A 12,031-nucleotide genomic window follows, 5' to 3' on the forward strand; every position below is an offset into this window, starting at 1 on the left:
GCCGTTTGTGCATAGCCCAGCGTTTAACAGCATTGGTCAATTTTAAACGCAAAGCCCACCATCCGCTGCGTTCCGGCATCGTCCGCACCTTATTTGAGACTTTTTTATCATGTCCTCGCCTGCATCATCGCGCATCGAAAAAGACCTGTTGGGTGTTCTCGAAGTACCAGCAAACGCCTACTACGGCATTCAGACTCTGCGAGCGGTCAACAATTTCCACCTGTCCGGCGTGCCGCTTTCGCACTACCCGAAACTGGTCGTGGCGCTGGCCATGGTCAAGCAGGCTGCAGCCGACGCAAACCACCAGCTCGGCCACCTCAACGACGCCAAGCACGCCGCCATCAGCGAAGCCTGTGCCCGTCTGATCCGCGGTGATTTCCACGATCAGTTCGTGGTCGACATGATTCAGGGCGGCGCTGGCACGTCCACCAACATGAACGCCAACGAAGTCATCGCCAACATCGCGCTCGAAACCATGGGCTTCGAGAAGGGCGAATACAAGCATCTGCACCCGAACAACGACGTGAACATGGCTCAGTCGACCAACGACGCCTACCCGACGGCCATCCGCCTGGGTCTGCTGCTGGGTCACGACGCCCTGCTTGCCAGCCTCGACAGCCTGATTCAGGCGTTCGCGGCCAAGGGCCAGGAATTCAACCACGTTCTGAAAATGGGCCGCACCCAGTTGCAGGACGCCGTTCCGATGACCCTGGGTCAGGAATTCCGCGCCTTCGCCACCACCTTGACCGAAGACCTGAACCGCCTGCGCAGCCTGGCGCCTGAACTGCTGACCGAGGTCAACCTGGGCGGCACGGCCATCGGTACCGGCATCAACGCCGACCCCGGTTATCAGCACCTTGCCGTTGAACGTCTGGCAACCATCAGCGGCCAGCCGCTGGTACCGGCTGCCGACCTGATCGAAGCCACCTCCGACATGGGCGCCTTCGTACTGTTCTCGGGCATGCTCAAGCGCACTGCGGTCAAGCTGTCGAAGATCTGCAACGACCTGCGCCTGCTGTCCAGCGGCCCACGCACCGGCATCAACGAAATCAACCTGCCCGCGCGTCAGCCAGGCAGCTCGATCATGCCCGGCAAGGTCAACCCGGTGATTCCGGAAGCAGTCAACCAGGTGGCGTTCGAAATCATCGGCAACGACCTGGCGCTGACCATGGCGGCCGAGGGCGGCCAGTTGCAGCTCAACGTGATGGAGCCGCTGATCGCCTACAAGATTTTCGACTCGATCCGCCTGCTGCAACGCGCCATGGACATGCTGCGCGAACACTGCATCGTCGGCATCACTGCCAACGAACAGCGCTGCCGCGAACTGGTCGAGCACTCGATCGGCCTGGTCACTGCCCTGAACCCTTACATCGGTTACGAGAACTCGACCCGTATCGCCCGCATCGCGCTGGAAACCGGCCGCGGTGTGCTGGAACTGGTTCGCGAGGAAGGCCTGCTGGACGACGCCATGCTCAACGACATCCTGCGTCCGGAAAACATGATCGCCCCCCGTCTGGCGCCATTGAAGGCCTGACAGGGAATGACCTGCGCAACAAGCTCACCAGATTGAGGGCCTAGACACCCCTCAATTTTTTGAGGGTCTGGGAGTGATTCTCCAGACCCTTTTTTTTGCCTGCTGGCAAAAAGTGGATCCGATAGCGATTCACCGCCTCTGGCACAACGCTTTGCGGAGTTATCCACAGAGCAATCATTTAGCGCCGTAAATGAAGAATCAGTCCCACAAGAAAGCGGCTACAGACGTAAAAACTTTGCACCGGTATAGTGCGCCCCCTCAAAAGTAGCGAGGAATAACAAAAATGCTGGAAATGATTAACGACTTTCTCTCCGGTAAAGTACTGATCGTACTTATCGTAGGCCTGGGTAGTTACTTCACGATCCGCTCACGTTTCGTTCAGTTTCGACACTTTTTCCATATGTTCTCGGTATTCCGCGACAGCTTGAAAAGCAGCGCAGGTCAGCTGAGTTCGTTTCAGGCCCTGATGCTCAGCCTCGCCGGTCGGGTGGGTGCGGGTAACATCGCAGGCGTCGGTATTGCAGTAACACTTGGCGGCCCTGGCGCCGTGTTCTGGATGTGGGTGACCGCACTGGTCGGCATGTCCAGCAGCTTCATCGAGTGTTCCCTCGCACAGCTCTACAAACGCAAGGACTCCGAAGGCCAGTTCCGCGGCGGTCCGGCGTTCTACATCCAGTACGGTCTGGGTAAACGCTGGCTGGGTATGGTTATGGCGGTATTACTGCTCGTGACCTTCGGCTTCGCGTTCAACGGCTTGCAATCGCACGCCGTGACCGACTCGCTGAACAGCGCATTCGGCGTCGACACCAAGACCACCGGCATCTGCCTTGTCGTGCTGCTGGGCCTGGCCTTCATCGGCGGCATCAAGCGCATCGCTGCCATCTCCGACCTGCTCGTTCCGGTCAAGACCCTGATCTACATCGCGGTCACCGTCTACGTCATCGTTCTGCAGATCGACCACGTCCCGGGCATGCTGGTGACCATCGTCAAGAGTGCGTTCGGTCTTGATCCCGTGTTCGGCGGCCTGATCGGCAGCGCGATCGTGATGGGCGTGAAACGTGGCGTGTTCGCCAACGAAGCCGGTCTGGGCAGCGCCCCTAACGTGGCAGCGGTCGCTCAGGTCGAACACCCCGTTGCTCAGGGCGTGGTTCAGGCGTTCAGCGTATTCCTCGATACGTTCGTCATCTGCACCTGCACCGCCTTGCTGATTCTGCTTTCCGGTATCTACAACGTCGGCTACGACGGCAACGGCATCGTTCTGGCACAGAACTCGCTGGCAGCCGTAGTGGGTGACTGGGGCCGGGTATTCATCAGCGTGGCACTGGCCCTGTTCGTGTTCACCTCGATCCTCTACAACTACTATCTGGGTGAAAACAGCCTGCGCTTCCTGTTCGGCGAGAAGAAGAACGCGATCATCGCCTACCGCGTTGCGGTACTGGTGCTGATCCTCTGGGGCGCGGTGGTCGACCTGAAAGATGTGCTGGCCTTCGCCGACATCACCATGACCATGCTGGCTTTCGTCAACCTGATTGCGCTGGCGATGCTGTTCAAGGTCGTGAAACGTATTCTGGGTGACTACGATGCCCAGCGTCGTGCAGGTATCAAGACGCCGGTGTTCGATTCCAGCAAGTTTCCTGATCTGGATCTGGACCGTACCGCATGGCCAGCCAATCCCGCGCAAAAGCCGGTTCATGATGCTGAAGTGGCAGGCAAGCCTGCTCCAGAAGCACGATAAGCACACAACGCCATAAGGAGAAGAATCATGACTCATGAAGCACATCAACCCGCTCAACGAGTGATGGTTCTTTACACCGGCGGCACCATCGGCATGCAGGCCAGCGCCAATGGCCTGGCCCCGGCGTCGGGCTTCGAAGCCCGAATGGCCGCGCAACTGGCCGAACTCCCCGAACGGGTCGTACCGCAGTGGCGCTTTCGCGAGATGTCGCCACTGATCGACAGCGCCAATATGACGCCAGCCTACTGGTTGCGTCTGCGTGAGGCGGTGATCGAAGCGGTCGACGTGGAGGGCTGTGATGCCGTGCTGGTGCTGCATGGCACCGACACGCTTGCGTACAGCGCGGCGGCGCTGGGCTTCCTGTTGCTGGGACTCGATGCACCTGTCGTGTTTACCGGCTCCATGCTGCCTGCCGGTGTGCCGGACAGCGATGCCTGGGAAAACGTCAACGGTGCCCTGCTCGCGCTCGGTAACGGACTCGCATCGGGGGTTCACCTGTATTTCCATGGTGAACTGATGGACCCGACCCGTTGCGCCAAGATCCGCAGCTTCGGGCGTAACCCGTTTGCGCCGCTGCAACGCTCGCGTGGCGGCCATGCTGCCGTTTCCCTGCCTGACGCGCTTGACTACCGCCAGGCCAGGACAATGGCCAGCGTCGCGGTATTGCCACTGTTCCCCGGTATCGGCGCAGCTCAACTGAATGGCCTGATCGACAGCGGCATTCAGGGTCTGGTACTGGAATGCTTCGGCAACGGCACCGGCCCGAGTGACGATCCTCAGTTCATCGCCAGCCTTGAAAACGCCCGCGCCCGTGGTGTCTGCGTGATTGCCATCACACAATGCCATGAGGGCGGCGTGGAACTGGATGTCTACGAAGCGGGAAGCCGCCTGCGTGGTGCCGGTGTGCTGTCCGGTGGCGGCATGACGCGTGAAGCAGCACTGGGCAAACTGCACGCCCTGCTCGGCGCAGGCCTGACGACTGAAGATGTCAGACGGCTGGTCGAGCTGGATCTGTGTGGCGAGCTGCGCTGAGCCATTGAAAGATTTCGGTGACTCAGGACAGCCCTGCGTCACCGATCCGCGCTGTCAAAAAGTCCCTTTACTGCTGCCTCCCTGCTGCGCCACAAAGCCTGTATTCGCCCCTTCCTGCCACTGGATGACTTTTCCAGGGTCAGCATCGCTGCGCACGATGCATTTCCATTCATAGCGCACCTTGTCGGGAAGCCGGACGTTTCCCTGCCATTGAGGGTACTGAGCAACGTCATTCAAGCGCACTGCCCGGGCGGGATTCCAATCACCGAGTTCTGGACCCGAGCCCACTGCGTAAACACTTTCGCCCAACCGTGTCTGGCCGTTTTCGCACCTTAACCGGACCTCCACAGCATTGGCGCTCCAGACGCGTATTGCCCCATCGTGACCCGATGACAAGACAGGTGCGAACCCTGCCGGGATCTGATCTCTGCTGTAACCGGAACCTAACGCAATCAGCACCAGCTGTTGGGTGCCGGTTACCTCTGCAACCAGCCCTGCGTCGCTGCTCAGGAAAGTGATCGGCGAGTCAGCCCTGATACCGGCACTGCGTCGAATCTGTATGAGTTGCCGCAATAATGATCCTCGCGGCCAGTCGTAGATATCAGGCCAATACACCGTCGGCGTTCCGGGGCTGACAAGAATGTAGGCATAAGCCTGATCGCGAAGGTGCTCCGGCAGAGCCCAATGGTGCTGCCCGCCATTGGAACCGGGTGAGTAACCCGTGTCGTGGTTATCCACAAACGTCACGGCAGCCGCGCGCCAGGCGGGGTCAGGGTTGGCGTTGAGCCCGTATTTCCATTGTGTGATATCGCCGTTTTGCATGCGTTCCTTGAGCGCGAAATCGAATACCGTGCAGCGGGATTGGTCGGACCACTGCTTCAGCGCGTCCTGCCAGCTTGCGTCGTGTCGCCAATCACCGGATGGATACTCGTTCGGGGCCTTCCAGAGCTCTCCGACGCAGAACTGTTCATCCCCAAATGCCGTCATCCATTGATTGACTGTCGTGGCGCTGTAGCCCTTCACGAAGTCAAATCTCAGACCGTCAGCCGAATACTCATCGCGCAGCCTCACAAACTCATCGCCGAACAATGCGAACACATTCGGATTGGCGGTATTAAGATCAGCATCCCCGCCCATGAACGGATCCCCGTCGTCACACTGGTCACACCCGTCACGCCAGTTGTCTTTCCCTGCCAATCGCTCCTTGAGGTCTGGACCGACATGTTGTCGATCCATGTGGTTGGGCACCACGTCATAAATCAGTTTTACGCCAGCGGAGCTGAGCGCATCGACGGCCTGCCTGAACTCCACGGCACTGCCATAGGCGCTGTTCTTGTCGAAATCCTGCCAGAAGTAGCCTTCACCGCCACCGGATGCTCCGGTGCCCGGGTCAGTCCATCTGGACGTGTCACGCCATGGCACAGGCATCCAGACCGCGGTAAACCCATCGGCACGAATCTGCCGCGCGCTATCCTTGAGAAGGCTGTACCAGCTGGCAGGGCTTGTTCGACCGGAGTTCCAGTGAAACCCTTGAAGCAGAATGTCGTCACCGCCGTCGTTGCGTATCCCTTGCGCAGTATTTCCAGACAAATCCTGGGCATGGATGACCTGAGCGGTCAGCAGGAGGGCCGAAAACGCAATAGATCTTGGGAGGCTCATGGCGATGCTCGTCATGTACGGAGTCATCGCCAGAGTAGAGTGGGTCGCAGCGTCTGTGACCTGTCAGAACTGCCAGGTCGACCTTCTATCACAGCGCAAGGAATCAACGTTTTATGCCGTTTCCTTGCAGCTCTGCAAATCAGGAAACCTTGCTTTCCTCCTGTGCCCCGCGAAGCATCGAGTCGAGGTTTCGCTCGATATTTGCGCACAGCGCTGTCATCTGGATTTCGTGCTCGCTGGCCTTGAACGGGCTCTGCAGGTCGGTGCCGATTTTCTCGATTGCCAGCAACATGAAGCCCACCACAGTCGACGCCAGCGGCGTGAACCAGCCGAGGGTTTCGACCAGGCCAATCGGTACGATCAGGCAGAACAGGGTGATGAACAGCCTTGGAAACGCGACGTACGGATAGGGCAGCGGCGTATTGGCGATGCGCTCCATGCCACCCTGGCAATTGGAAATGTCCACCATCGTCGACTCGAGACGGGCCAGGCGGATGCTGTCCAGACGACCGGACTGGTATTCCTTGGCCAACAGTGCGGCCGAGGTATTGAGCAAATCGTTAGGGAAGTTGTTGGTGTCGAACCGGCGCTCGAACTCCTCACGCGGGATCAAGGCCTGGACTTCATCGCCGCAATGCCCGCCCTTCAGGTGCGCGGACAGGCATTTGACGTAGGCAACATGACGGCGTAACAGCGTGGCTTTCACGGGGTTGATGCCACCCTCGTCATCTTCGACCAGTGTCAGGACCTGACGGGCAAAGCTGCGCGAGCTATTGACCAGCGCGCCCCACAGAGTTCGGGCTTCCCACCAGCGGTTGTAGGCGCTGGAATTGCGGAAGCTGGTCAGCACCACCAGCGCCGAGCCCAACAGGGTCAGCGGCATGGACGGCAAGGTGATCTTGCGTTCCAGGTACAGCATGAAATCGACCGTGACAATCACGTCCCAAATCAGCAGCCAGAAAAGCGACCAGCCCACATAACCGATTGTCTTGCCGAGAAATCGGATTTTTCCCATGATCGTCTGCTGCAAAGGCCTACCCCATCGATAAATAAGCGAGACCGCATTCGGACATCCTCGCTACTGCATGGCCTTTGAATGCCATTCCTGAGGATGGTTCGCAAACGGCCCGCTTTATCTCAGGGGTTCACTCTTTTTCAGCAGCCGCTCAACGCCACCTGCCGAGGCTCACCGGCGAAGAAGATCGGACGCAATCGGACACCGACAACATTACCGGCGTAAGCCGCAACCAGCCACAGCCAGCCGTGCAGGCTACCGGATGCGATGCCGCTGAAATAGGCGCCAATGTTGCAGCCGTAGGCCAGACGCGAGCCGTAGCCGAGCAACAGCCCACCGATCACCGCAGCCACGATGGAACGGGTCGGAATATCGAGGTTCGGCGCGAAACGTCCTGCCAGGCCTGCGGCGAGCAACGCACCCAGCATGATGCCGATGTCCATTACGCTGGTGACGTCTTCCCAGACCGGTGCCGCCAGCGCCTTGGCATTCGCCGCGCTTTGCCAGAACGCCCAGCTGCCGACATCCACGCCCAGACCGCTCGCCACCTTCGCGCCCCACAGCGCGAACGCGGAGGTGATGCCCCACGGCCGGCCGGCCAGCGCCAGTGTGGCGTAATTGAGCACGGCCAGCGCCACGGCGCCCCAGACCAATGCCCACGGGCCGCGCAGCAGGCGACGAAAGCCTGTGTGCTCGCTGGCGACAGGCGCTTCGAGCGCTCCATGACGTCGTTTTTCAAGGCGCACTGTGACAAAGGCAATCAGGGCGAACAGTGCCAGATTGCCGATCAGTGCCGGGATCACGCCGAAGCGCTTGACCACGGACGTGGCCGGAAACGATGGCAAGGCAAACCACCAGTCGACGTGGTGAGTAGCGATCAGCGAACCGAGGATGAAGAACAGCAGGGTCACCAGCATTCGCGCATTACCGCCGCCCGCAGTGAACAGGGTCCCGGACGCACAGCCGCCGCCCAGTTGCATGCCGATGCCGAAAATGAACGCACCGACCACAACCGATACACCCGCCGGCGCGACCAGTCCCGTGACCGGCTGCCCAAACAACGTGCCAGCGCCGAGCGCAGGGAAAAACAACACCACAGCAACCGCCAGCATCACCATTTGCGCACGCAGACCGGCACCGCGTCGTTCACGAATGAACACCCGCCAGGCCGACGTGAAGCCAAAGGCGGCGTGATACAGGGTAATGCCCAGCGCCGCACCGACGATCCACAGCAGGACCTGATGAGCGCCGACGCTGAGCAGCAGAAACTGCGCGCCCATCAATAACAGAAACAACGCCGCCAGCGGCGCGCCGTACGCACGGCCGGGTGTTGCGGAAAGGGAAGTATTCATAGGTCTCTCGACGACAAGTAGCAGAAAGAAACGATTATACGTGGGCCGCAGGCTTACTCGGACCAGGCCATTCGCAGCCTGTTCAGCGCATCACTGATCTGCGCCTCCGGCACAGCGGCAAAACCCAGCACCAGCCCGGCCCGCTCGTCCATGGGCTCGGTCGAATCCGGCAACCAGTAGCCGCTCAAGGCGTTAACCTCCACGCCAACGCTTAAGGCCTTTTCGATCAGCTCCTGCTCGCGCTCAAGGCTGTCGACCTTGACCATCACGTGTAGCCCCGCCGCCACGCTGGGCATTGGCGCACATCCCGCAATCTCGGTGGGCCACTCGGCAAGCAAGGCATTACGCCGACTCAGCGCGGCACGGCGCATGCGGCGGATGTGCCGCTGGAAGTGCCCCAGAGCGATGAACTGCGCCATGACGGCCTGAGTGCTGACTTCGGTGTGGCGCATGTCCACAGCCTTGCGCTGGCTGAACGGTCGAACGAGTTCCTGTGGCAGTACCAGATAACCCAGGCGCAGGGCCGGGAAGGCAATTTTGCCAAAGGTGCCGATGTACAGCACTCGTCCGCTGCGATCCAGCGCAGCGAGGGGTGCCAATGGCGCGCCGCTGTAGCGGTACTCGCCATCGTAATCATCCTCGACAATCCAGCTCTGGTTCTTCTCGGCCCAGGTCAGCATTTCAAGACGTCTGGCCAGGCTCATGACCACACCGGTCGGGTACTGGTGAGAGGGGGTGACGTAGGCCAGCTTGCAACCGGCCTGCTCGAGATCGGCGCAGCGCAGCCCTTCCTCATCGACTGCCACACCTTTCAGCCGGGCACCGGCCACGGCGAACGCATGACCCGCCGCGCGATAGCCCGGATTTTCGATCGCAACGCTTTCGCCCGGCTCCACCAGCAGCTGTGCACAAAGGCTGATGGCGTGCTGGGCGCCACTGGTGATCACAATTTGCTCAGCGGTGCAGTGCAGCCCGCGCGATGAACGTAGATACGCGGCGATCAGCTCGCGTAACCTCGGCTCTCCGGCGGCAGCGCCGTAACCCAGCAGGGCAGGGTCCGGACGGCGCCAGAAGGCCGCATAAAGCTTGCCCCACAAGGCAAAAGGAAACAGATCAAAAGCCGGTACGCCCACACGAAAAGCCTTGGGCGCCTGCTCCGAGGAGGCCGGAAGTTGATGGATATTGATCAGATAAAGCGCAGACCTGTGGATAACTTCGTCGTCGATCTCTTTCGGACTTTGCTGTGAATCTGTGGATAAACCTGTGGGCAAAGCTGTAGACAAACCTGTGGACAAGTCGGTGGATAGTTTTCTTTTCCCTGCTTGATCGAGCGCCCCGGCACGGCCTGGCAAGTACGTGACATAGGTTCCGTCCCCGACGCGGGTTTCCGTGAAACCTTCGGCATACAACTGGTCGTAGGCGCGCATCACGCTGTTGCGGGAAATGGCCAACAGGTCGGCCAGTTCGCGACTGGCAGGCAGGCGCATTCCGCTGGTCAATCGGGCGTCCAGTATTTGCTGACGCAACGCGCGATACAGCTGCTTGCTCAGGCCCTGACGCCTGTCCAGCCTGATGCCGGTCAACGTGAAAGGAAACGCGGGAGCATCGGACGCCATCGAATTGGCCCTATGAAATCTACAAAAAATGGATCTTACAACAGACCAATGTCTTGCCTACGCTCTGTTCATCGGCCAAGGGGTAGCGCCATGTACACACCAGCAGCATTCAGAGACCACGAAACGTCCAGACTCCATGAACAGATGAATCAGACTCGCCTGGCGATTCTGGTTACCTGGAACGAAGACGGCCTGCAGGCTTCGCACCTGCCCCTGTTGCTGCGCGAAAACCAGGGTCCCAATGGGACGCTTTACGGCCATCTGGCAAGAGCGAACCCGCAGTGGCGGCAGTTGGACACTTGCGCCGAGGCATTGGTGATCTTCCCAGGCGAAGACGCGTACGTCAGTCCTTCTTACTACCCGAGCAAAGCCGAGCATGGTCAGGTCGTGCCCACCTGGAACTATCTTGCGGTGCACGCCTACGGCAAGGCCGAAACCTTTACCGACCCGTCACGACTGCGCCAACTCCTGGATGAGCTGACGGCAAGGCACGAGTCTGGTCGTGCACAACCCTGGTCCATCGACGACGCACCCGCCGAATACATCGCCAAGATGCTCGGAGCCATCGTCGGCTTTGCCCTCCCCGTCCAGCGTCTGGAAGGCAAACGCAAACTCAGCCAGAACCGCAGTGCCACAGATATGGCCGGAGTCCGTGACGGCCTTGCCGCGAGCCCGAATATCAACGAACAACACATCGCTCGCCTTATGAGCCCCTTGGAGCATGTTTCATGAGTGACGTCCAGATACGCGCCGTCAATGTTGACGACCACCACGCATGGCTGCCGCTCTGGCAGGCCTATCTGCGCTTCTACAAGACCGAACTGGCCGAAGGCGTCAGCGACGTGACCTGGCAACGCCTGCTCGATCCGAACGAGCCGACACACTCCGCCCTGGCATGGCTGGACGGCAAAGCGGTGGGCATGGTGAACTTTATCTACCATCGCTCCAACTGGAGCATCAGGAATGCCTGCTATTTGCAGGATCTGATCGTTGCGCCGGAACAGCGCGGCACCGGGGTCGGCAGGCAATTGATCGAGCATGTCTACATGACCGCCAAGGCCGACGACTGTGACAAGGTGCATTGGCTGACTCACGAAACCAACGCCACGGCCATTCAGCTGTATGAACGCATCGCTGATCGCGGCGGCTACATTCAATTTCGCAAGGCTCTCTGAAGGGAAATAATTGATGTCTGAGATTCCACTGGATTGGCAACCCGCGACATTGCCTGGCCCGCAGACCCTGAGCGGACGCTTCGTCCGCCTGGAAAAACTGGAGACGGCCCGGCACGCCGATGACCTGTGGTCAGTACTTCAAGGACCGGATGCCGACCCGAAGCTGTGGGACTATCTGCCCTATGGGCCGTTCAACGAGCGCAGTGCGTTCGATGCCTGGCTGGCCGGGCATCAGGTGGCGACAGATCCGTGGTTCTACACCGTGATCAATCAGCAGACCGGCAAGGCCGAGGGCGTGATCAGTTTTCTATCGATATTCGCGGCACACGGGCGGATCGAGATTGGCCACGTGACGTTCAGCGCTGCCATGCAACGCACCCCCAAAGGCACTGAAGCGATCTACTTGCTGGCCAGGGAAGCCTTTCGACTGGGCAACCGCCGCCTGGAATGGAAATGCAACGCCAACAATGCCCGCTCCAAACGCGCCGCTGACCGATTCGGGTTCAGTTATGAGGGTACTTTCCGCCAACACATGGTGGTCAAGGGCGCGAGCCGTGACACTGCGTGGTATTCGATCCTCGACAGTGAATGGCCCGACCTGCAGTCCGCATTCGAAGGCTGGCTGGCTGTGGATAACTTCAAGGACGGACAGCAGATCAGAGGGCTGGAGGCGTTTCGGCAGTAGGCTCAGCGTGCGGGTCGGTGAACTCTAGGGGGGCTTGCCCGCGATGACCGATGACGCGATTTTCCTGACACACCGCGTCGACTTCATCGCCGGCAAGCCGCCTCCCACAGTCCAGTGACCTGCAGTTTTGATCGTTCCCACGCTCCGCGCCTCATTCCGGGCTGTATGAATAAAAAAAGGGAGCCACGAAGGCTCCCCCAGAGGTAAACGGTTCAGCTTCGGCTCTAC

At 59.9% G+C, this 12,031-nt stretch carries 10 protein-coding genes; 6 read left to right on the plus strand and 4 right to left on the minus strand.

Annotation, left to right across the window (positions count from 1 at the left end):
- The first annotated feature begins 109 nt into the window (after nt 1–109).
- The 3 genes from aspA (at nt 110) to KDX39_RS10225 (ending at nt 4,301) form a co-directional block, all read left to right on the plus strand.
- Nucleotides 110–1,534 (plus strand): aspartate ammonia-lyase, encoded by a 1,425-nt coding sequence (gene aspA, locus KDX39_RS10215; RefSeq protein ID WP_231660253.1) that lies wholly within the window; start codon nt 110–112, stop codon nt 1,532–1,534.
- A gap of 283 nt (nt 1,535–1,817) precedes the next feature.
- A complete protein-coding gene (locus tag KDX39_RS10220) occupies nt 1,818–3,269 on the plus strand; it encodes an alanine/glycine:cation symporter family protein (protein WP_231660254.1) in 1,452 nt (483 codons plus the stop codon).
- A 27-nt stretch (nt 3,270–3,296) separates the two neighbouring features.
- Nucleotides 3,297–4,301 carry an asparaginase gene (locus KDX39_RS10225; protein WP_231660255.1) on the plus strand — a complete coding sequence of 335 codons (1,005 nt, stop codon included), beginning with the start codon at nt 3,297–3,299 and terminating at the stop codon, nt 4,299–4,301.
- Nucleotides 4,302–4,355: 54 nt separating this feature from the next.
- On the opposite strand, the gene KDX39_RS10230 is transcribed toward KDX39_RS10225, so the two are convergent.
- The 4 genes from KDX39_RS10230 to pdxR all read right to left on the minus strand — a co-directional run bounded on the left by KDX39_RS10230 (nt 4,356) and on the right by pdxR (nt 9,943).
- Nucleotides 4,356–5,975, minus strand: a complete 1,620-nt coding sequence (locus KDX39_RS10230; protein ID WP_231660256.1) for a glucan 1,4-alpha-maltotetraohydrolase domain-containing protein — start codon at nt 5,973–5,975, stop codon at nt 4,356–4,358.
- A 124-nt stretch (nt 5,976–6,099) separates the two neighbouring features.
- Nucleotides 6,100–6,975: a bestrophin family protein gene (locus KDX39_RS10235; RefSeq protein WP_180274450.1), complete on the minus strand. Its 876-nt coding sequence runs from the start codon at nt 6,973–6,975 to the stop codon at nt 6,100–6,102.
- A 140-nt stretch (nt 6,976–7,115) separates the two neighbouring features.
- The gene (locus KDX39_RS10240; protein ID WP_231660257.1) at nt 7,116–8,327 is read right to left on the minus strand and encodes a YeeE/YedE family protein; all 1,212 of its coding nucleotides are present in this window, start codon (nt 8,325–8,327) and stop codon (nt 7,116–7,118) included.
- 53 nt (nt 8,328–8,380) lie between these two features.
- Nucleotides 8,381–9,943 (minus strand): MocR-like pyridoxine biosynthesis transcription factor PdxR, encoded by a 1,563-nt coding sequence (pdxR, locus tag KDX39_RS10245; RefSeq protein ID WP_231660258.1) that lies wholly within the window; start codon nt 9,941–9,943, stop codon nt 8,381–8,383.
- Nucleotides 9,944–10,033: 90 nt separating this feature from the next.
- Here pdxR and KDX39_RS10250 point away from each other — a divergent pair, with 90 nt between their 5' ends.
- The 3 genes from KDX39_RS10250 to KDX39_RS10260 are packed head-to-tail and all read left to right on the plus strand — an operon-like array spanning nt 10,034 to nt 11,803.
- A complete protein-coding gene (locus KDX39_RS10250) occupies nt 10,034–10,675 on the plus strand; it encodes an FMN-binding negative transcriptional regulator (RefSeq protein WP_231660259.1) in 642 nt (213 codons plus the stop codon).
- Nucleotides 10,672–11,118 carry a GNAT family N-acetyltransferase gene (locus tag KDX39_RS10255; RefSeq protein ID WP_231660260.1) on the plus strand — a complete coding sequence of 149 codons (447 nt, stop codon included), beginning with the start codon at nt 10,672–10,674 and terminating at the stop codon, nt 11,116–11,118. Before KDX39_RS10250 ends, KDX39_RS10255 begins: the two co-directional genes overlap by 4 nt.
- Before the next feature lie 13 nt (nt 11,119–11,131).
- Nucleotides 11,132–11,803 (plus strand): GNAT family N-acetyltransferase, encoded by a 672-nt coding sequence (locus KDX39_RS10260; RefSeq protein WP_231660261.1) that lies wholly within the window; start codon nt 11,132–11,134, stop codon nt 11,801–11,803.
- The last annotated feature ends 228 nt before the right edge of the window (nt 11,804–12,031 follow it).

Source organism: Pseudomonas sp. CDFA 610 (assembly GCF_021147865.1).
Taxonomy (GTDB): domain Bacteria; phylum Pseudomonadota; class Gammaproteobacteria; order Pseudomonadales; family Pseudomonadaceae; genus Aquipseudomonas; species Aquipseudomonas alliivorans.